Source organism: Psychroflexus lacisalsi (genome assembly GCF_020164495.1).
Classification (GTDB): Bacteria; Bacteroidota; Bacteroidia; order Flavobacteriales; family Flavobacteriaceae; genus Psychroflexus; species Psychroflexus lacisalsi.
Genome location: NZ_JAIQYZ010000005.1, coordinates 132,725 through 154,262, shown reverse-complemented (window position 1 = coordinate 154,262; position 21,538 = coordinate 132,725). Strand labels below are relative to the sequence as shown.

The following is a 21,538-nucleotide window of genomic DNA, read 5'->3' as shown; positions in this document are numbered from 1 at the left end:
ATATTTTATAAATTAGTTTTGAAATTGCTTATATTTCAAATTCAACATTAAGTAAAATGGAAGATTCAAATTCAAATTCAAAAAAAAAGATTGTAGTTTTTGCCTCTGGTAATGGGACAAATGCTGTAAATATATATCATTATTTCAGAAATAATAAAAACATTGAGGTCTCTCATATATTCTCTAACAACAAAAAATCTAAAGTTTTACGAAGGGCTCACGATTTGGGAATAAAGTGTGTTCATTTTGAAAAAGAGGACCTATACGATTCTCCTTCTTTGATCAATGTTATAAAAGACATCGATCCCAGTATAATAGCTTTTGCAGGCTTCCTGTTGAAAGTCCCTGAGTCTTTTTTAGCCGCATTTCCAAAACAAATAATAAACATTCATCCCTCTTTACTCCCCAAATATGGTGGTGAAGGTATGTATGGAGAGCGGGTTTTCAGAAAAATATTGAAGAATAGGGATAAAGAAAGTGGAATCACTATACATTATGTAAATGAAGAGTATGATGAAGGTGAAATTATTGCTCAGATCAAATTAGAACTTAATAATGATGAAGATCTTAACTCTCTGGAAGAAAAAATTCATAGCCTAGAATATGAGCATTATCCCAAAGTGATTGAAAAGCTGTTGACTTAATTTATGGCCAAATCCTCTAAGTACTATGTCGTATGGGAAGGTTATGAACCAGGAATCTATTCCTCCTGGAATGAGTGCAAGCTGAAAATCCAAAACTATCCCAATGCCAAATACAAATCTTTCCCGAACCTGGAAGAGGCCAAAACCGCTTACGCGATGGGTTTCTTTGGCTATCAAAAACAAAAAAAACTAACTTCCGCATCTTTTTCTACTGAAGGTATTGAGTGGAAATCTATTGCTGTGGACGCTGCTTCCAGCGGTAATCCGGGCAGAATGGAATACCGGGGTGTGGTCACTAAAACCAAGCAGATTTTATTCCATATGGGTCCGTTTCCTAATGGAACTAACAATATTGGTGAGTTTCTGGCTTTGGTGCATGGTTTGGCTTTCTTGAAAGATAAAAAAAGTGAATTGCCGATTTACACGGATTCCAAAATCGCCATGTCCTGGATCAGACAAAAAAAATGCAAAACTAAACTAGGTAAAAATTCCAAAAACGAAAAGTTATTCGAGTTGATCAAACGGGCGGAAGCTTGGCTTGAGAAAAACACATTTAAAAATCCTATTTTAAAGTGGCAAACCAAATCTTGGGGGGAGATCCCAGCTGATTTTGGGAGGAAGTAAATTTTAGGTCATAAATTCTATGGACTAGGTAAATTCCTAACTTCATAAATCAGCATTAAAAATCTGTATTCTACACTCATTTAGATCGTTATGTATCAAAATGTATTGATTCCTGATTCTCATTTAAAAGATTCCTTAATTAAGGAGGTTATGATATTTTAATGCAACCAAACTAATTTCTAAATCTTATCTTTGCAAAAAATTAAAACAGATATGAGCAAATTATTGATTGTAGGAACTGTGGCTTTTGATGCAATTGAAACGCCCTTCGGAAAAACAGATAAAATTCTTGGTGGCGCTGGGACTTACATCGCTCTAAGTGCTTCTCAATTTGACGTGGAATCTGGAATAGTTTCAGTTGTTGGAGATGATTTTCCGCAGGAGTATTTGGATTTGCTTACCGATAGAAATGTGAATTTAGAAGGCCTTGAAATAGTTAAAGGTGGAAAGACCTTTTTCTGGAGTGGTCGATACCATAACGATATGAATTCCAGAGATACGCTGGATACTCAATTGAATGTACTGGCAGAATTCAGTCCTGTTGTACCAAAAGATTATATCAATTCTGATATCGTGATGTTGGGGAACTTGCACCCTGCCGTTCAACTCAGTGTGATTGACCAAGTCAAAAATCCAAAATTGATTGTCCTGGATACCATGAATTTCTGGATGGATTCAGAATTGGATTTACTTAAGCAGGTGATTGCTAAAGTGGATGTGATTACCATTAACGATGAAGAAGCGAGACAGCTTTCTGGTGAATATTCGTTGGTGAAAGCAGCCAGAAAGATAAGAGATATGGGGCCAGATTATGTGGTCATCAAGAAAGGGGAACACGGCGCTTTATTGTTCCACAACGAAGAAATGTTTTTTGCGCCAGCGCTTCCATTGGAAGAAGTATTTGATCCTACCGGAGCTGGAGATACTTTTGCTGGCGGATTTGTAGGTTACCTGGCAAACACAAAAGACACTTCTTTTGAAAATATGAAAAATGCTGTGATTTACGGATCTAACCTGGCATCGTTCTGTGTTGAAAAATTTGGTACAGAAAAAATGCTAGAACTCGATAAAGACGAAGTTGATCAGCGCTTAGAGAGTTTTCAGGCTCTAACTCAATTTGAAATAAATTTAGCTTAACACATACTGCCCTGAATTCTCGGGGCATTTTTATAGGATACACCAATGAGTGAATTGATCAAACATGAATGTGGCATCGCCACTCTAAGACTTCTAAAACCCCTTTCCTATTATAAGGAAAAGTACGGGAGTGCCTTTTATGGCATTAACAAAATGTATTTGATGTTGGAAAAGCAGCACAATAGGGGTCAAGATGGTGCGGGTTTTGCGAGTGTGAAGCTAGATATGGAACCTGGTAATCGTTATATTAGCAGAGTGCGTTCTAACGAGGCACAACCTATCCAAGATATTTTTAAGAAAATCAACGAAAGAATTAATGAGGAGGTAGAGTTACATCCTGAGATCCTTGAGGATATCGATTCACAAAAGAAACAGCTTCCTTATTTAGGGGAGGTTTACTTAGGACACGTTCGCTATGGAACTTACGGTAAAAACGGTATAGAGAGTGTCCATCCTTTTTTGAGACAAAACAACTGGATGCACCGTAACCTAATTGTTGCTGGCAACTTTAATATGACCAATGTCAACGAGTTATTTGAAAACTTAGTCGAGCTAGGGCAGCATCCCAAGGAAAAAGCCGATACAGTCACGGTGATGGAGAAAATAGGTCATTTCCTAGACTCCGAGGTAGGAAAATTATACAAAAAGCTAAAAGAAAAAGGCTATAATAAAAAAGAGGCCTCTCCTCATATTGTGGAACAACTGAAGGTGCACAAAATTCTGAGAAAGTCTTCTAAAGACTGGGATGGCGGTTATGTGATTGCGGGTATGCTTGGACATGGTGATTCTTTTGTGTTGAGAGATCCTAATGGAATTCGTCCGGCGTATTACTATAAAGATGACGAAGTGGTGGTGGTGGCTTCAGAGCGACCAGTGATACAGACCGCTTTTAATGTCGATTATGAGGACGTCCATGAGCTAGAACCTGGGCAAGCGATTATCACCAAAAAAGACGGTTCCGTTCATTTTAAAACAATTCTGAAACCAAGAGAACGTAAAGCCTGTTCTTTTGAACGTATTTATTTCTCCAGAGGGAGTGATGCTGAAATCTATAAAGAACGAAAAAATCTAGGGAGATTACTCATGCCAGAAGTGTTAAAGGCTATTGACTATGACACGATGAATTCTGTGTTTTCATTTATTCCTAACACAGCGGAAACCTCATTTTACGGTATGGTAGAGGCGGCGCAAGACGAATTGAACTACCAGAAAAACCAGGCGATACTTAAAGAAAAAGAAGGCTTAACCGACGAACGTCTTTCAGAGATTCTCAGTTTGAGATTGCGAACAGAGAAAATCGCAGTCAAAGATGTGAAGTTGCGCACCTTTATCGCAGAAGATAGCAGTAGAGACGACTTGGTGGCTCACGTTTATGATGTGACTTACGGAGTCGTAAAGCCTACCGATAACTTGGTGGTGATCGACGATAGTATTGTTCGTGGGACTACCTTAAAGAAGAGTATTTTGAAAATGCTGGATCGATTAAACCCTAAGAAAATCATTATTGTTTCTTCAGCGCCACAGATCCGTTATCCTGATTGTTACGGAATAGACATGGCGAAATTGGAAGATTTTGTCGCTTTCCAGGCAGCGGTTTCCCTTCTAAAAGAGCGAGGCATTTATAAGGAAACGGTAGATGCGATCTATGATAAATGTAAAGACCAATCTGAATTTGCTCATCAGGCGGAACAAAACCACGTTAAGGCGATGTATGAGCCTTTTTCTTACGAAGAAGTGTCAGATCGTATTGCCAAACTTTTAAGCGATGAAAGCATCAATTCAGAGGTGAAAGTGATTTACCAAACTGTAGACAAACTCCATGAAGCCTGTCCCAAAAACTTAGGCGATTGGTATTTCACAGGGGATTACCCTACAAAAGGAGGCAATAAAGTAGTTAACAAGGCGTTTATGAATTTTTACGAGGGGAAAAATGATAGAGCTTACTAAAATAGTACCATTATACACGCAACCTTTTTGTAAGCTTCTGCATCTCTATATTGTGAAAGATTTATTAAATTTGTAAAACTAATTTCATCCATATCTAAATGTCAGAACAAACTTCACAAAACGCCTCAGACGAAATTGACTTAGGCGTTGTTTTTGAAAATACTGCTCAAAACGATTTTTTAAAAGTTAAATTAAAAATATAACCTTAGATATTCTTGGGTTCAAGGATATACACATTTATAAAAAAATGAAAAACTAGAACAAATATTTAGCTAGAATACATTATCATCAATCAATAATTATGAGCAAAGATTCACAGCAACAAAATCAATCTGAAGAAGTTGACCTAGGTCAGCTGTTTAAGGCTATAGGAAATGGCTTCAGTAATTTTTTTAAAGGCATAGCCAACATTTTTAAAGGATTATTCCAAGGCTTAGTTTTAATCTTACTACATTTTTTTAAGCGTATATTTTGGTATGTTGGAGCTGTTGTGATAGGTCTAGTGCTAGGCTTTATTCTAAATGCAACTGCTGGAAAGTCTTACGGTGCCAATATGTTTATCAAAACGAATTTCGACTCCGGTAGGCAAGTTTATGAAAATATAAATCAGTTAAACCAACTAGCAAGTGTTGATAGAGATACCGTTGAATTAGGAAAAATACTAAACATCTCTCCAACAGAAGCGTCTAAATTGAAAGGCTTTTATATAAAACCAGGCACTCAGGAAAACAATATAGCAGAAATGTACTTTGAGTATCGTCAAAATCTAGATTCGATATCTCAGACAGAAGTGACCTATAAAAGTTATAAAGAGTCACTAAGTAGTTATGCGTTTCCCGTGCACCAAATTAGGGTTGCATCCACAGACAAATTTATTTACAAAGAAATTGAAAAAGCCTTTATAAAAGAATTAGTTAATAATGACTATTTGGATGAGCTAGCCATGGTTAATGTCGAAAACTTAAAAAGGGAAAAGGTAGCTTTAGAGAATCAAGTTATTCAAACAGGCTATTTGATTGATGAGTATTTGAAGATAAAAATCTCACAATCACAAAAACCAGAAAGTAATGGAACAAATTTATACATGGGAGATGCTGAGGCCAGTAACTCTTCGGTTAATGAAGCAGAATTATTAAAAGAGCAACTAAAACTCGAAGAACAAAAACGAGAGGTATTACGGCTTATGGTTGCAGAAAAAGATATTATAAGTGTTATTTCTGGGTTTCCCTCTTCTGGATATGACATTAGAGAATGGTATGAAAAATATATCATTGCAATACCTTTAGCAACGTTCTCCATTACCCTGTTTGTGTTTCTGCTGATAGGACTTGGTAAGTTTTTGAAAGCCCAAGAAGGGAATAAAGTAATGTAATATAGTATGAATGTTTTAATGACATATTATGCTTTTTACAACAACTCAAGAACTGAAAAAGTTATTGAGTAAAAATCAAGACTTAATGAATACTGTATTAGTTTTTATGAACGAACTATCTTCTAAAGACGAAATTTCAAAAACTTTATATTTTGCTTTTGGGAAATTGAGTGAAAAGTGCAACCAATTTTTTTTAAATATCTTAAAAGAAGTATAGCTAGAAAGAAGTGCAGCAATTTTTGTTGAGATGGATTAAATATATCGTATTCAAAATGATAGATTTCTTATTTGTGACACCATTCAAAATATATTTTATTATAAAAGCAAGCTTAAAGATCTAATTTAAATTAATGAAAAAAATAAAAAACCTTATCGTTTTTGGTACTCGCCCCGAGGCTATTAAAATCGCACCATTGGTTAAAGCTTTTAAAGATGAGGTCAGTTCTTTTGAAACTAAAGTTTGTATTACTGCCCAACATAGAGAAATGCTTGATCAAGTGTTATCATTTTTTGAAATTACACCAGATTATGATTTAGACTTGATGAAACCAAATCAGGATTTGTATTCATTAACAGCAGATATTATCACTAACCTTAAACCTATTCTCGAAGAGTTTAAGCCAGATTATGTTTATGTTCATGGTGACACAACAACAACAATGGCTGCTAGTATAGCAGCCTTTTATTCGGGTGCTAAAGTATGCCATGTAGAGGCTGGGTTAAGAACCTTTAATAAACGATCTCCGTTTCCTGAGGAAATGAACAGAACTGTCACTGGGAGTATTGCAGACTATCATTTTGCCCCAACAGAGACTTCAAAAAAAAACCTATTAGAGGAAAACATAGATGCCAGAAATATTCTTATTACAGGTAACACAGTCATTGATGCCTTAAAATATAGCAATGCTAAAGTGAATTCTCTAGGGTTTAATAATAAAGAAATTGAATCCGTTAAAGCTATTTTAGAAACTACTAAACGACTTATTTTGGTGACTGGTCATAGGCGAGAGAATCATGGCCAAGGATTTGTCAATATATGCAATGCCTTAAAGCAAATCGTACAAGAAAACACTGATGTTCAAGTTATTTATCCAGTTCACTTAAATCCTAACGTCCAGGAGCCAGTTTATGAGATTCTTAAAGACATTCCTAACCTGAGATTAATTGCCCCGCTTTCCTATCCATCATTTATATGGCTAATGAGCCAATCGCACATCATCATTACCGATAGTGGAGGAGTCCAAGAAGAGGCACCAAGTCTTGGGAAACCAGTATTAGTTATGAGAGATACAACTGAACGACCAGAAGCAGTAGAAGTTGGAACTGTTTTGTTGGTCGGGACAGATACCAGAAAAATAGTTTCTGAAGCTAACAAATTACTTAATGATAATTCTTTTTACACTAAAATGAGCATGTTGCACAATCCTTATGGCGATGGAACAGCATGTAAAAAAATAGTAGAATATATTAAAAACATTTAATTATGAAGATGAAGCCTGAAGTTGTCATTGTTGGGCTGGGTTATATCGGCCTTCCAACAGCCGCCCTAATTGCTCAAAATAAAACTGCTGTACATGGTGTAGATATTAATCCAAATGTAGTTAATACGATCAATGAAGGGAAAATACATATTGTAGAACCAGAGCTAGACACTGCTGTAGCAGAGGCGGTAAAAGAAGGCTATTTAAAAGCGGCAACGACACCTGTTGAGGCTAACACCTATTTAATTGTTGTCCCCACTCCTTTTAAAGCCAAAAATGAACCTGATATTTCCTTTATTGAAGCCGCGACAAAATCAATTATTCCTTTGTTAAAAGAGGATGATTTATACATCATTGAATCCACTTCGCCAATTGGTACGACTGTAAAGATGGTGAATTTGATATATGAAGAACGACCCGAATTAAAAGGAAAACTTAATGCAGCCTATTGTCCAGAACGTGTCTTGCCTGGTAATGTGATGTACGAATTAGTTCATAATGATAGAGTTATTGGGGGCATCGATGAAAAATCAACAACTAAAGCTATAGATTTTTATAAACAATTTATAAAAGGTGGTTTGCATGAGACGAATGCCCGAACAGCAGAAATGTGCAAATTGGTTGAGAATTCATCACGAGATGTTCAGATAGCATTTGCCAATGAGTTGTCTTTAATTTGTGACAAAGCAGATATCAATGTGTGGGAGCTTATTAAGCTAGCAAATAAACATCCAAGAGTGAACATTTTGCAACCAGGCTGTGGAGTAGGTGGTCATTGTATTGCAGTGGATCCTTATTTTATTGTTGCAGATTACCCAATGGAGTCCAAAATTATTGGTACTGCGAGAGAGGTCAACAATTATAAGTCGTTTTGGTGTGCTGAAAAAGTGCAATCTTCAAAACTGGAATTTGAATTGAAACACGGACGTAAACCTAGCATAGCTATAATGGGTCTAGCGTTTAAGCCTAATATTGACGACTTGAGGGAATCACCTGCTAAATATATTGCTCAAAAAGTTTTACAAAACGCCAACAATGAAGAATATTTTATAGTAGAGCCAAATATACAGTCACATAAGATTTTTAAATTAACAAACTATAAAACGGCTTCAGATAAGTCTGATATAGTTGTTTTTTTGGTGGCGCATAAAGAATTCAAGACCTTAAAACTCCCTAACGATAAAGTAGTTTTAGATTTTTGTGGGGTGTTTTATGATGACATTGTAAGAGTAAAAAATAATTAAATGGAATTAAGGCATCTTAATAAGGCTACTCTTCATAAGTTAACTAACTCTGAACTTATGAGAGGGATGTTTATTTATTCTTTTGGAAGCCTTGGTTCAAAAGCCATTAATTTAGCTATTTATCCACTATTGACTTTTTACCTAATAAAATCAGAATTAGGCTATTATGATTTAATAATAAATACCATCTATTTAGTCATGCCAATAGCAACGTTTCAAGTTTCTGATGGTATTTTTAGATTTTTACTTACATCAAAACTTAAAGAAGAAAGAGTCAAAATTATTTCAAACGGCATAAAGCTGATTCTATACTCAACCTTAATTATTTTGTCAACATTATACTTGATAATCAATTTCGAACCCTCTATCATTCATGGGGAATTTGTTTTCTTTATGGCTTTTTTATTCTCTATTAATATATCAACTAAACAGATTGTAAGAGGCATAAAAAAAAATAAAAATTATGTTATAAGTGATATCTTGTACAGTTTTATGTTTGTTTTTCTATTAGTGCTTTCACTAGTTGTTTTCGGTTTTGGAATAAAAGGGGTTTTTTATTCTTTTATATCTGCAAATTTTATATCTATTTGTTATTTGTGGTTTTCAACTAATTTATTTGAATATGTAGAGAAAAACTTTAATTTAAATAAATCCGTTTGTAAGGATCTTTTAACATACTCTCTTCCCCTTATACCTAATTCTTTAAGTTGGTGGCTTGTTGCGTCAGCTAATACTTGGATCATTTTTTTATTCATAGGACTAGAAGGTAACGGAATTTATGCGATTGCTTTTAAATTTTCCTCTGTAATTTACCTTCTTAATAAAATATTTAGCCTTGCATGGCAAGATAAAGTGATTTTACAAAGTGAGGGCGAGAACAAAGCTTATAACTCTAGGGTTTTTAATTATTTATTATTTTTTCTTTTTTCATTAGCAATTATCATTATTTTAATATCAAGACCCATATTAAGATTTGCAGTCTCAGTAGATTATTATGAAGCATGGAAATATATTCCTTGGTTAATATTGGGGACTGTATTCGCAAATGTATCTGCGTATTTCGGTGCTTTTTATTTAAAGTGGAAAAAGACAAATAAAATATTTATTACTACATTGATTGGGTCAGGGGCTTCTGTCTTGCTCTCTTTAGTTTTGACTAAATATTTTGGACTTACAGGTGCTTCCTTATCCATTTTTTTAGGGTTCTCATTAATTTCAATTCTTAGATACTATGACACGAAAGCCAGATTGAATTTAAAATTTTCACCTTTTTTACTAATACCTTTAACACTGCTTTTTATAGTTGTTATATTAACATACACTTTATGAAATTCGGACTTTTTATTTACAAACATTCTCACAATAATTTAATTAATATAGGAGACTATGTACAAAGCATAGCAGCTAGACAATTTCTTCCACATATTGACAAAGAAATTGAAAGAGATGGCCTAAAGCAATATACCGATGATAGTGTAAAGCTAATAATGAATGGTTGGTTTGGTTATAATCCTGAAAACTGGCCACCTTCAAATAAAATTAAACCATTATTCGTATCGTTTCATCTAAATAAAAACATATCTGATGCTTTAATGAACAATAAAAAGGTTGTTGAATATTTAAAGAAAAATGAACCTATTGGATGCAGAGATTATAATACAGCGAAAAGAATGAAGGCAAAGGGAATAGATGCTTATTTTTCTTGTTGCCTGACCACTACATTAAATTATGATGGAAATCTGTTTAAAAATAATATTGAAAAAACGAACACAATATTATTGGTAGATATTCTCTTTAAAGAAAATATCTCCTTAAAAATTAAGAGAAATAAACTTTATTTTTTCAAAGAATTATTAAATGGTAATATTTTAAAATTTAATAAAATAAATAATTATATCCATAGCCTAATTCCTGAAAAAAATAAAAAGGAAACCAAAAATTTAACGTGTTATTATCCAGCAAATTCTAGTCAATACGAAAGGTTTCAATCTGCTCTTGACTTGCTCAAGGAATTGGCTTCTGCAAAAGTTGTAGTTACATCAAGAATACATATCGCGCTTCCATGTTTAGCCCTTGGAACCCCAGTTTTATTTGTTATAGGTGATAAACTTTCAAATCCAGACGAATTTAAAAGATTGGATGGTATTGTAGACCATATGAATATTTTAATAGAAGAGGATTTTGACACTACAATGCCTCACTTAAAAAACATGAACTTTTTTTATAAATCTGGTATAGATTGGAATAACCCGCCGAAGAATCCAATTAGTCATGAAAAATTTAGAGATAAATTGATTAAAAGAGTAACAGATTTTATAGAAAAATAAGTTGGAAATTAAAAGAAACCATTTATATACTTACATAAGACCAATATTATTAGTCTTGAGTTTTTTAAGCGTTTTTAAGGGAATTTTTAATTTCCTTTTTAAGACTTCTTTGTTTGAGTACTTTGATGAAATAATACTTTTTCTTTCTATTTGTATACTTATACCAAAAATATTATTTGCTAAAAAAATTAAACTTATTTATTTCATTATCACATTATTTATAATGTATTCAGTAGTTATTAGTTTGATTTTTGGAGTTAACGGAAATTTTTTGGAGATACTATTCCAAACGCTAATAAGTATCAAGTTTTTTATCATACTGTTAGCATTCATAGAATTGTTCAAATATAATTATAAAACCTTAAATAAATTTTTCTTTATAGTGATTGGATTTACAGTATTTGGTCTGTTATTACATTTGAGTTTTGGTTTAAAATTTAATCAATGGATAGGTATTTCTGCTTTTGCAAGACCTGACACTAGGTATGTGGGATTTTTTACTCATCCTAACCATTTAGCTTATATGATGATAATTTATGCTGGATATATTTTAAATAATAAATACAAAATAAATAAGAATCTCAACTTTAAAGATTTACTTAAAATTCTCATTTGCTTTATCATTATTATTTTAGCCGATTCTCGGACAGCAATGTTATCTATAGGACTATTAATCACTGCATTTTATTCCAAGTATTTTATAAAGAACTATAAAGTACTTCTTAGTTTTTTATTTTTAGGTTTTTTAGCATCCATATACGCTTATTTTTTTACTGGTCTCCTTGATTCAATAGCCCAAAATATAAACCAATCTATGGATTTGACAAGTAGTTACATAAGGGGTAATATGATTTATCTCTCTGGTCTCATTTCAATAGATTATTTCCCTATCGGAACAGGAGCTGCTACTTTCGGATCTGTGATTTCTGATGATATTGTATACGAAATATATGGACAGGCAGATAGATATTACTTTAAAAATGAACAGGGAATTTACGACAGTAATGTGGCATCGATAATAGGCGAATATGGAGTTATGGGAATAATATTTTTCTTTTTTATGTTTTATTATTTGTTATCTTTTTTAAAAAAAATATCAACAACCAAAACATTTGTTTTTCCTATTATATTAGTTTTTTTATTTTATTCTATCACAAATCCAATGTTAACCAATAACTTATACACCATTATAACTTCAATACTTTTAGTATTATTTATAACAAAATCTAGTGATACCCAAAATAAGATTAAATGGAAATTTTAGTCATTACCAATATGTATCCCAGCAAAGAAAAAACATATGCAGGGATTTTTGTAAAGAATCAATATGAAGAACTTCAAAAAATACTAGGTGAAGAAGATTCTATAGAGATCTTTTTCATGAAAAGACAATTTACTTCTAGATTGGGTTCATTATTGAAATACTTAAAGACTTTTATATTCTTTTCCCCCTATTTATTCAAAAAATATGACATTATTCATCTTCATTTTTTTTATCCACTTATTTATTTAGCCTGGTTCTACAAAAAAATTCACCCAAGTTGCAAAGTGATAGTTACATTTCATGGAATGGATATAACTAAAAGGGTAAATAAAAAAAATAAGCATTTTTTTCAAAAAATTTCAAGATGCGTTGATTTCACGATACCTGTTGGAAGTACATTAGCTAAATTAGTTGAAGAGAAGCTAAAACTAAATCTAGGTTCAGTTATACCTGTAGGGGTTAACGATAACATTTTTTTCAACGATAAAACAATTAAAAAGAAATATGATTTTATATTTGTAGGGTCTTTTACAGAAAGGAAAGGTGTTGATACAATAATCAAGGCTATTTCTACTTTAAATGATAAAGCAATTAGTTATTGTTTTTGTGGATCAGGAGATTATTATTCAAGCCTTAAAAAGCTTTCAGCTGAAGGTTTTAATATTACTATTAAACAAGATCAATCTCAATCTGAAGTAAGTGAGTTGTTGAATCAGTCAAAGTTTTTGTTAATTATGTCCAGAAATGAAGGATTTCCAACAGTAACTATTGAATCTATGTTTTGTGGTTTGCCGTTAATAACTTCTGATATACCTCAGTTTAAAGAACAAATAAACGTTGGTGTTAATGGTTACATGGTACCTTTAAATAATGTAGAAGAACTTTCAAAAATAATTTTAAGAACTAATGTAATGCCTCAAGGCGAATATCAAAAACTTGTAAAAGGTGCATTAAATTCATTTAATGAATTATCATTGCGAAACGTATGTAAAAAACTTGTATATATTTATAAAGAATTACAATAAAATCATATTTTGAAAAAAATAATTTTCGTATTTTATCTTTTCTTTCTCAAAAACACTCCGGAGGATTATAGACCTTATGCCATATTTTTCCCAAGGCTCAGGTCTTTAGCCGTAAGGCTTTATTTAAAAAAATGTGGTAAAAAGTTGAGGGTAAAAAGCGGTGCAGAAATTTCTCCAAATAGCGTTGTAGGATTTGACTCAGAATTAGGAACTAGGTGTATGGTTCAGTCCAATGTGAACATTGGAAATAACGTTATAATGGGACCAGATGTAAAAATTTACTCAAGAAATCATAAGTTTGATAGTTTGGAACTGCCAATTCAAAAACAAGGTAAAAATTATTATCAAACCAAGATAGGCAATGATGTATGGCTAGGGGCTCATGTTATAATAACAGCAGGTTGTAATGTAGGTAATCATGTAATTATTGCTGCTGGAGCCGTAGTGACAGAGGATATTCCAGATTTTGCCATAGTTGGTGGTGTTCCTGCTAAAATTTTAAAATATAGAAACTAAATATGAAAAAATTAAAAATAGTTTTCATCCTTTTTGTTTGTACGAATATGTTGTTTTCGCAAGAAAGTAGTGAGTTTAGGTTTCATGATGACTTTAGATTAGGAGACTTTAAAAAGGGATGGAAAAAAGAAATAACCAAAAACAATGGTTACAGAATTGATTCAATAACGAAAGAAGGAAGGTTTAACGACAACTACCTAATTATACAAAGCCAACTGGGGCTTACTCAGTGCCTAAAAGGTCCGAGTATAGTGTTAAACTGTACGACTCTATAAACTACATTAAATTTCTTTCTTTTAGTTTTAAAGTTCCTAATAATTTGAAGTTCGATGAAGAAAATTTAGGAAGAGAAACCATGATATGCCAATGGCATAGTAAGCCCGCACCAGGAAAAGGTTGGAGAGCCTATAAAAAATACATGAAGTACAATAGACCTAGTGTGGCATTATACTTAACAACAAATAATAATCAAGATTATTATTTGTTGTTAAGATATGGAAATAATGGGAAATCTCAATTTGAAAAAAAAGATTATAAATGGTCGACAATTACGGTTCAAAAAATAGAAATAGATAAATGGCATGATATGATGTTCGAAATTAAATGGAGTTTTACAAATGCTGGTTATATTGCTGTTTGGATGAATAACGAACCATTTACCCCTTTTAACGGAATGGACAATAGGGCTTATGGACCCAATATGCATAATGAATCTCCAGCTTATTTTAAATTTGGGCAATATCGTTATTGGGATGACTCTAATGACCAAGAAGTTTATTTTGATGAATTACGTGTAGGTAATTCTTTTGAAGAAGTTTCTATCTATGAAAATTTACCTAAAATGTTTCAAGAAATAAAAGAGTTGTATTTTATAAAAAACCATAAATAGTTTGTTGAAAAAATAGCAGTAACTAATAACACTATTAGTCAAACAGGAAAAATAAACTTAATGGATAACTCATATTTCAACGTTACAATTTTTTTTATAAAAGTCTAGTATTTATAACCCAAAACTGATTAGTTTAAATAATAGAGAATTGAGGCAGCAAGATAAAATCTTCAAAACACTACTTTTTTTGGTTGCATTTACTCTACCCATGTATATGGGCTTAAATAATGTCATTTTAGGGATATTCCTTGTATGGATGATACTAAAAGGAGTAAAAGACAAAGCGTATCCAAGCTGGAAAACACTGAAAGCATATCTTCCCATATTCTTATTTTTTATTTTAGCCCTAATAGCATCGATTAATAATACAGATTTGCTTTTTCTCAAACACCTTGAAAGCTATTGGTCGTTCTTGTTAGTTCCAGTAGCATTTAGCTTTCAACAAGAAAAAACGAAAGCTTTAATTCCCTATGCATTTAAAGGCTTAATTTATGGTTCTGCAGCAACCTTAATGTTGTGTTATGCCAATGCTGTTTTTGAAATTATTAGCTACAATGAGCCATGGAGCTATTTTTTAAGATGGCGACATTTAAGTCATAATTTTACAGAAATAGCAGATACTCATCCTGCTTATCTTGGCTTATTTATATGTACTTCCACTTATTTTTTGTTGTTTTATACAAAAAGTTTTAATTATAAATTAAAGACGTTTATACTTTCTCTTTTTTTGTTCGGAATACTTCAGTTAGCGAGCAGAGTTGCTTTGGTTATTTTTTTGATGACGTTTTTAATTTATATTTTTTCATTTTTGAGAAAAAACCTAAAATTTGTAATTGGGGGAGTTTTATTAGTTTTTTTAGTCTCACTACTTTTTATATCTCAAGGCAGCGCATACTTTATAGAGAGACTTTCTTCTTCAGAATCTATTACTAAAGATTCCAGATTTAATCGTTTAGAGATTTCTTATAACATATTCAAAGAAAATCCTTTGTTTGGGATTGGTTTTGATCGTATAGATGAACAAAGAATCAGAAAATATAAAGAAAGCGGTTTTTATACTGCTGCCGAAAAGAAATACAATTCTCATAATCAATTTTTTGAGTATCTGTCCCTTAATGGTATGATTGGTGCTTTAGTTTATATGGGTGTTTTCATATACTTAATAGTGATAAGTCTAAAGGATAGAAATTATTTATTTCTTTTTCTAGTCATCACATTTTTTGTTGCAAATCTTACTGAGTCTATGATGGTACGAATAAAGGGTATAGAATATTTTTCAATTTTTATATCATTATTTTTAATTAATAGAAAAGTAAAGGAATAATTCTTGGAAAAATTCTATTTTAATTTTTTAGGCTAAGTATATTTTTTACAAATAAAAAAGGGAATGATTTAATTTTATTTAGTCTCAACGTAATTTAAAGATAGTGTATTTCTGATTTTATTCAGAAAAAAGCAAATAAACCCTACTTTTGTCGGTAAATCTTTTTTAAGCGTTTTTTTGCTTTAGGAAGAAGAAAATAAGTTTTTTATCAAATCTAAAACAGCAATAGGCTAAAATCTTTGAATCGTATAAGTTTTAAAATGAGTAATTGTATTAATTTAATTTATTTATTAGGTGCTGGGAGAAGTGGGACTACTCTATTAGCGACCCTTTTAAACAACCATGATAACATAAAAACCTTAGGGGAAGTGAATCAATTTTATGAGTTTCTAGAAGAAAATAAAAACTGTTCCTGTGGTAAAAGCTTAAGAAATTGCACAGAATGGAATGTCTCTGCAAATTTTTTAAAATCAAATATTAGCTCTCGTAGACACCTCATTGAAAAGGAAGAAGCTCACGGTAGAATCCCTAGACTTCTGATAGGCAAAACCATTAACCATCAATACCTAACTATCCAAGAAGAGGTTTACTCACATATACATCAGCAACGAAATTGTAAATGGTATTTAGACTCTTCTAAATATATTGCTCGTTATCTGCTACTAAAGAAGAGTAAAAAATTACACATAAAAGGAATTTATATAGTCCGAGACCCTAGAGGTGTAGTTTATTCTTTTCAGAAAAAAGTGCAAACTTCTAAAAAGCCTTTAAGTGCTTTATTATATTACAACGCAATCAACTTTTTTTCGGAATTAGTTTATATGAAAGATAATAGTATATTAAAAATTAGATATGAAGATTTGGTAGAAAAGCCTAAAGAAACTTTATCGAAAGTTTATACTCACATTTTTGAGGAGCAAACTGCAGCTGAAGATTTTCCAGAATATTTTGAAACACCTCATATTGTTGGTGGGAACCGGATGAAGACTCAGAAAAAGATTAAAATACAACCGGATAAAAAATGGGAAAGTTTGAAGTATTATAAAAGAGTACTTTACTATATTTTAGCTCTACCTTTTTCATTTATTAATAACTATAAATTATAAAAGCTTAAGATTTTCTAGTGAAATCAATAGCTTTGAAGTTAAAGTATATCTTAATTAGATACAAAATGAACATATATATAACATTAGATTATGAGCTATTTTTTGGTGCCCGAAGTGGAAGTGTAGAAAACTGCATCATTAAGCCTACCCGAGCATTATTAAAAATTGCAGACTCAAATAATATTAAGATTGTTTGCTTTGTAGATGTAGGCTATTTAGTAAAGTTAGAAGAACAAAAAGAAAAATACAGTCAACTTCAGGAAGATTATACAAAGATAACCCGCCAGATTAAACACTTAGCTGATAATGGTCATGGCATAGGTCTACATATCCATCCTCATTGGGAAGATTCATATTATGATGGAAACGATTGGGCGTTTAATACATCAAGGTACAAACTTGCTGATTTTTCCTCAGATGAAATAAATAGAATTGTGTCGAAGTATACGCAAACACTTAATCGAATTTCAGGCAAAACAGCTAAAGCATACAGAGCTGGTGGTTGGAGTGCTCAACCTTTCAATGAAATAGGCAATGCATTATTAGAAAACAATATTACTATCGATAGCACAGTTTTTCCCGGAGGTTATTACTATTCATCAAATCAATATTACGATTTTAGAGAAATAGAATCTTTTAAAGGCAGTTATAAATTTTCAAATAATTTAACAAAAGAAGACCCAAAAGGTAGTTTTAAGGAAATTCCGATTAGCTCTCATAATGTTAGTCCTTTGTTTTTTTGGAAATTTGCTTTTCATAAACTATTAAAACAAAAAAAGCACCAAGCTTTTGGTGATGGGCTAGCCATATCAAAAACAAAAAAAAATATTTTAAAACTTTTGTTTTCTCCTTCTAAGAGTGTAGTATCAATTGATGGATACAAAGCATCTTATTTGAAAGAGTCTTATGGTTTGCATAAAAAAAATAAAGCTGAAAATTTTGTAATCATAGGACATCCAAAAGCTTTTACTAAATTTTCACTCACTCAATTTGAAAAGCTTTTAAAATTCTTAAAACCAGAGGATAAGATAATAACCTTTAATTAATAAAATCAGGCATAAGAATTTCAAAAACCTATGATTAAACACTTTCAAATACTAAATACTAAAATCCACAACCTCTCAATGCAAGAAACTTTGGATTTAGTAGGTGAGTCTATACAAAACGGTGAACATATTCACCATTCCGTAGTCAACGCGGGTAAGATAGTGTTGATGCATGATGATGTAAAACTGTGTAAAAGTGTGAATAGTGCAGATCTTATTAATGCTGATGGGCAAGCGGTTATCTGGGCCTCCAAGTTATTAGGGAAACCTTTAAAAGAACGCGTGGCAGGGATAGATTTAATGCAGAACCTAGTCGAATTAGCGCATCAAAAAAATTATAAAATTTATTGCCTTGGGGCAAAAGAAGAGGTGGTTTCACAAGTGGTTTCTCATTATAAAGAAAAGTATTCTCCAAAGATTATCGCGGGTTACAGGAATGGTTATTTTACGAAAGAAGAAGAGCCGAAAATCGCTAAAGAGATTGCAGAAAGCGGTGCTAACATCTTATTTGTGGCTATCACTTCTCCTAAAAAGGAAAACTTCTTATATGAAAATCGAGAAACCCTCAAAGTCGTCAATTTTATTATGGGAGTAGGAGGTAGCTTCGACGTAGTCTCGGGTTTGGTCAAAAGAGCACCTTTATGGATGCAAAGATCAGGACTTGAATGGTTTTTTCGATTTATACAAGAACCTAAAAGAATGTGGAAAAGATATCTTATCGGTAACTCTAAATTCATATTTTTGATTCTTAAAGAAAAATTCAAAAAATAAACCTTTTACATTGTGAGTTATAAGTCGACACTCAATTAAAATCATTAATTCAACCTTATGAAAATAGCTGTAATAGGCACAGGCTATGTAGGTCTGGTTACTGGAACGTGTTTAGCTGAAAACGGGAACGATGTTCTTTGTGTAGACATCGATAAAAATAAAGTTGATCAAATGAAAGCGGGGACAGTTCCTATCTATGAGCCGCATTTGGATGTGCTATTCGAAAGAAATATTAAAGCAGGTCGACTCAATTTCACCACCAATTTGAAAGAAGGCTTAGATTTTGGAGAGGTTATTTTTTTAGCCTTACCCACTCCAGAAGATGAAGACGGTTCTGCTGATCTAAAATATGTTTTGGGTGTAGCCAAAGAAATAGGAGAATACATTACAACTTATAAGGTCATTGTTGATAAAAGTACAGTTCCTGTTGGGACAGCAGATTTGGTAAAATCAACTATAGAAATGAGTTGTAAAACCGATTTTGATGTGGTTTCTAATCCAGAATTTCTAAGGGAGGGTTTTGCCGTCGATGATTTTCTTAAGCCAGAACGCATCGTGATAGGTTCCAGTAGTGAAAGAGCTATTGAGGTTATGCAAAGGCTTTACCAGCCTTTCGTAAGGTCTGGTAACCCCATTATTATCATGGATGAGAAGTCAGCAGAATTAACTAAATATGCTTCGAATTCCTTTTTAGCGACCAAAATTACTTTTATGAACGAAATCGCCAACTATTGTCAAAAGGTAGGGGCAGATGTTGATAAGGTAAGAATAGGCATGGGAACCGATTCTAGGATTGGAAAACGATTTCTCTTTCCAGGTATTGGGTACGGTGGGTCTTGTTTTCCAAAGGATGTAAAGGCACTTCACAAATCGGGAAAGGATATCAACTACTATTTTAAAATTTTGGAGGCTGTGGTAGAAGTCAATGAACACCAAAAAACAATTCTTTTCCCAGAAGTTTCTTCTTATTTTGATGATAATTTGGAGGGAAAGACCATTGCGATTTGGGGCTTAGCGTTTAAGCCTGAAACCGATGATATCCGAGAAGCTCCTGCTTTATATATGATCGATAAGCTTTTGGAAGCCGGTGCTAACGTAAAGGCTTTTGATCCTGAGGCGATGGAGAATGTAAAAGAAAAATATGGGGATACGTTACAGTATGGAAAGGATATGTATGAGGTGACAGAGGGGGCAGATGCCTTGTTGATTTGTACTGAGTGGAGTATCTTCAGAACTCCAAATTATAATTTATTAAAGTCCAATCTACAAAACCCTGTTATCTTTGATGGGAGAAACTTATACCCAACGGTGGAACTAGCTAAGCAAGGAATTCATTACATTTCTATAGGGAGACAAAAAGTATAATTGATGGCAAAATTTTTATACACTGGCGATTATCTTGATTAAAGTCGACTTTACCAAAAATTCTATTGATAAGATAAACTGCACAATTTAGGAATTGGATTCCTAAATTGTGCAGTTTATGACTTATATTTGTATATGATTTCAAGAATAGCACAAGCAGAACTTATAAATTTGTCTCATCAATATAAGGCCATAGCAGTTATTGGCCCTAGGCAGTCCGGTAAGACAACCTTATACCAATTTAGCATTCAAATGTCGGATAAAATCAGTTTCTTTTTCACTTATTAATCGTCATAAAATAGAACCGTAACTATTGCTATGCTTATATTTTTTTCCTCAACTAAGTAAAAAATAATTCAAATTTTTAATACAACATTTAAAAACTAAATTGGTATTAGTACAATTAGTATTTCCAGACAAACCCTATGTGAATTTAGAAAACCCAGACATGAGGAATTATGCTTCTGAAGATCCTAAAGCCTTTCTTGATCAATTTTCTAAAGGAGCTATTTTAGATGAAGTACAACGCACACCAGAGCTATTTTCTTATTTACAGCAGGTACTAGATGAAAATGACCAAACCGCTCAATTTATACTTACAGGCTCCAATAATTTTTTACTACAGCAAAGTATTACTCAAAGTTTGGCAGGCAGAGTTGGGTATTTAAATTTGTTACCTTTTTCTTTATCAGAGGTTGAGAATTTGGCCCCAACGAAAATTCATGAATTGCTTTTTAAAGGATTTTATCCTCCGTTATACGATAAACCATTTGAAATTCAAAAATGGTTATCAAATTATATTAGTACTTACATAGAGAGAGATGTAAGGCAATTGCGAAGTATTGAAAATCTTGTTGTTTTTGAAAAATTTTTGAAATTATGTGCAGGCAGAGTGGGGCAACTGTTAAATAAAAATACTTTGGCAATGGAAACAGGAGTCGATAGTAAAACAATTGAATCCTGGATAGGAGTATTAGAAGCAAGTTTTATTATATTCAGGTTACAACCTCATCATAAAAATTTCAATAAACGAGTGGTTAAAATGCCGAAATTATACTTTTATGATGTAGGTCTAGCGAGTGCGTTATTGGGCGTGCAAAAAGCAGAACAACTAGAGTTTCACCCTTTCAAAGGAAGTTTATTTGAAAATATGGTGATCGTCGAACTATTAAAACAAAGATTGAATAAGGGAAAGTTAAATAACTTGTACTTTTGGAGAAATAGTAAGGGCAATGAAATTGATATTATAATTGATAATTTTGATGAGTTGATCCCTATTGAAATAAAATCGGGCGAAACAATTACCAAAGATTATTTTAAAGGCTTAGACTATTGGAATAATTTAACTGGCTTAACTGGGGGCAGGATTATATACGGAGGAAGCCAGTACCAAAAAAGAAGTCATGGTGTAGAAGTCATTCCTTTTACATCATTAGCAGAAATTAATAATGCATAA

General features: G+C 32.4%; 19 protein-coding genes. All 19 read left to right on the top strand.

Annotated elements, in window-relative coordinates; all coding sequences use genetic code 11:
- Positions 1 to 56 precede the first annotated feature (56 nt).
- The 19 genes from purN (at position 57) to LB449_RS12230 (ending at position 21,538) form a co-directional block, all read left to right on the top strand.
- Entirely contained in the window at positions 57 to 644 is a 588-nt protein-coding gene (gene purN, locus LB449_RS12320; protein WP_224455399.1) for a phosphoribosylglycinamide formyltransferase, read from the top strand.
- Between the two features lie 3 nt (positions 645 to 647).
- Positions 648 to 1,268, top strand: a complete 621-nt coding sequence (locus LB449_RS12315) for a ribonuclease H1 domain-containing protein (RefSeq protein ID WP_224455398.1) — start codon at positions 648 to 650, stop codon at positions 1,266 to 1,268.
- Between the two features lie 213 nt (positions 1,269 to 1,481).
- A complete protein-coding gene (locus LB449_RS12310) occupies positions 1,482 to 2,405 on the top strand; it encodes a PfkB family carbohydrate kinase (protein ID WP_224455397.1) in 924 nt (307 codons plus the stop codon).
- Between the two features lie 45 nt (positions 2,406 to 2,450).
- Entirely contained in the window at positions 2,451 to 4,352 is a 1,902-nt protein-coding gene (locus LB449_RS12305) for an amidophosphoribosyltransferase (RefSeq protein WP_224455396.1), read from the top strand.
- Between the two features lie 301 nt (positions 4,353 to 4,653).
- Positions 4,654 to 5,724 carry a hypothetical protein gene (locus LB449_RS12300; RefSeq protein ID WP_224455395.1) on the top strand — a complete coding sequence of 357 codons (1,071 nt, stop codon included), beginning with the start codon at positions 4,654 to 4,656 and terminating at the stop codon, positions 5,722 to 5,724.
- A 350-nt stretch (positions 5,725 to 6,074) separates the two neighbouring features.
- Positions 6,075 to 7,205 carry a non-hydrolyzing UDP-N-acetylglucosamine 2-epimerase gene (gene wecB / locus LB449_RS12295; RefSeq protein WP_224455394.1) on the top strand — a complete coding sequence of 377 codons (1,131 nt, stop codon included), beginning with the start codon at positions 6,075 to 6,077 and terminating at the stop codon, positions 7,203 to 7,205.
- Positions 7,206 to 7,207: 2 nt separating this feature from the next.
- A complete protein-coding gene (gene wecC, locus LB449_RS12290) occupies positions 7,208 to 8,449 on the top strand; it encodes a UDP-N-acetyl-D-mannosamine dehydrogenase (RefSeq protein ID WP_394372319.1) in 1,242 nt (413 codons plus the stop codon).
- Positions 8,450 to 9,778 (top strand): lipopolysaccharide biosynthesis protein, encoded by a 1,329-nt coding sequence (locus tag LB449_RS12285; protein WP_224455393.1) that lies wholly within the window; start codon positions 8,450 to 8,452, stop codon positions 9,776 to 9,778.
- On the top strand, positions 9,775 to 10,776 hold the full coding sequence (locus LB449_RS12280) for a polysaccharide pyruvyl transferase family protein (RefSeq protein ID WP_224455392.1): 1,002 nt from the start codon (positions 9,775 to 9,777) through the stop codon (positions 10,774 to 10,776). The genes LB449_RS12285 and LB449_RS12280 overlap by 4 nt, the downstream gene beginning before the upstream one ends.
- A gap of 1 nt (position 10,777) precedes the next feature.
- On the top strand, positions 10,778 to 12,040 hold the full coding sequence (locus LB449_RS12275) for an O-antigen ligase family protein (RefSeq protein ID WP_224455391.1): 1,263 nt from the start codon (positions 10,778 to 10,780) through the stop codon (positions 12,038 to 12,040).
- A complete protein-coding gene (locus LB449_RS12270; RefSeq protein WP_224455390.1) occupies positions 12,028 to 13,065 on the top strand; it encodes a glycosyltransferase family 4 protein in 1,038 nt (345 codons plus the stop codon). Before LB449_RS12275 ends, LB449_RS12270 begins: the two co-directional genes overlap by 13 nt.
- Positions 13,066 to 13,074: 9 nt before the next feature.
- A complete protein-coding gene (locus LB449_RS12265; protein WP_224455389.1) occupies positions 13,075 to 13,581 on the top strand; it encodes an acyltransferase in 507 nt (168 codons plus the stop codon).
- Between the two features lie 229 nt (positions 13,582 to 13,810).
- Positions 13,811 to 14,470, top strand: coding sequence for a heparin lyase I family protein (locus LB449_RS12260; RefSeq protein ID WP_224455388.1), 660 nt, complete (start codon positions 13,811 to 13,813; stop codon positions 14,468 to 14,470).
- Positions 14,471 to 14,618: 148 nt separating this feature from the next.
- Positions 14,619 to 15,794 (top strand): O-antigen ligase family protein, encoded by a 1,176-nt coding sequence (locus LB449_RS12255; RefSeq protein WP_224455387.1) that lies wholly within the window; start codon positions 14,619 to 14,621, stop codon positions 15,792 to 15,794.
- A 260-nt stretch (positions 15,795 to 16,054) separates the two neighbouring features.
- A complete protein-coding gene (locus LB449_RS12250; RefSeq protein WP_224455386.1) occupies positions 16,055 to 16,900 on the top strand; it encodes a sulfotransferase in 846 nt (281 codons plus the stop codon).
- Positions 16,901 to 16,965: 65 nt separating this feature from the next.
- Positions 16,966 to 17,946 carry a polysaccharide deacetylase family protein gene (locus tag LB449_RS12245; protein WP_224455385.1) on the top strand — a complete coding sequence of 327 codons (981 nt, stop codon included), beginning with the start codon at positions 16,966 to 16,968 and terminating at the stop codon, positions 17,944 to 17,946.
- A 78-nt stretch (positions 17,947 to 18,024) separates the two neighbouring features.
- Entirely contained in the window at positions 18,025 to 18,717 is a 693-nt protein-coding gene (locus LB449_RS12240; protein ID WP_224455384.1) for a WecB/TagA/CpsF family glycosyltransferase, read from the top strand.
- Positions 18,718 to 18,774: 57 nt separating this feature from the next.
- On the top strand, positions 18,775 to 20,082 hold the full coding sequence (locus tag LB449_RS12235; RefSeq protein WP_224455383.1) for a UDP-glucose dehydrogenase family protein: 1,308 nt from the start codon (positions 18,775 to 18,777) through the stop codon (positions 20,080 to 20,082).
- 388 nt (positions 20,083 to 20,470) lie between these two features.
- Positions 20,471 to 21,538, top strand: a complete 1,068-nt coding sequence (locus tag LB449_RS12230) for an ATP-binding protein (protein WP_224455382.1) — start codon at positions 20,471 to 20,473, stop codon at positions 21,536 to 21,538.

Bases quoted from the DNA above. Each gene is read 5' to 3' on its own strand.
- purN (WP_224455399.1), top strand. From the start codon at position 57: ATGGAAGATTCAAATTCAAATTCAAAAAAAAAGATTGTAGTTTTTGCC.
- LB449_RS12315 (WP_224455398.1), top strand. From the start codon at position 648: ATGGCCAAATCCTCTAAGTACTATGTCGTATGGGAAGGTTATGAACCA.
- LB449_RS12310 (WP_224455397.1), top strand. From the start codon at position 1,482: ATGAGCAAATTATTGATTGTAGGAACTGTGGCTTTTGATGCAATTGAA.
- LB449_RS12305 (WP_224455396.1), top strand. From the start codon at position 2,451: ATGAGTGAATTGATCAAACATGAATGTGGCATCGCCACTCTAAGACTT.
- LB449_RS12300 (WP_224455395.1), top strand. From the start codon at position 4,654: ATGAGCAAAGATTCACAGCAACAAAATCAATCTGAAGAAGTTGACCTA.
- wecB (WP_224455394.1), top strand. From the start codon at position 6,075: ATGAAAAAAATAAAAAACCTTATCGTTTTTGGTACTCGCCCCGAGGCT.
- wecC (WP_394372319.1), top strand. From the start codon at position 7,208: ATGAAGATGAAGCCTGAAGTTGTCATTGTTGGGCTGGGTTATATCGGC.
- LB449_RS12285 (WP_224455393.1), top strand. From the start codon at position 8,450: ATGGAATTAAGGCATCTTAATAAGGCTACTCTTCATAAGTTAACTAAC.
- LB449_RS12280 (WP_224455392.1), top strand. From the start codon at position 9,775: ATGAAATTCGGACTTTTTATTTACAAACATTCTCACAATAATTTAATT.
- LB449_RS12270 (WP_224455390.1), top strand. From the start codon at position 12,028: ATGGAAATTTTAGTCATTACCAATATGTATCCCAGCAAAGAAAAAACA.
- LB449_RS12250 (WP_224455386.1), top strand. From the start codon at position 16,055: ATGAGTAATTGTATTAATTTAATTTATTTATTAGGTGCTGGGAGAAGT.
- LB449_RS12245 (WP_224455385.1), top strand. From the start codon at position 16,966: ATGAACATATATATAACATTAGATTATGAGCTATTTTTTGGTGCCCGA.
- LB449_RS12240 (WP_224455384.1), top strand. From the start codon at position 18,025: ATGCAAGAAACTTTGGATTTAGTAGGTGAGTCTATACAAAACGGTGAA.
- LB449_RS12235 (WP_224455383.1), top strand. From the start codon at position 18,775: ATGAAAATAGCTGTAATAGGCACAGGCTATGTAGGTCTGGTTACTGGA.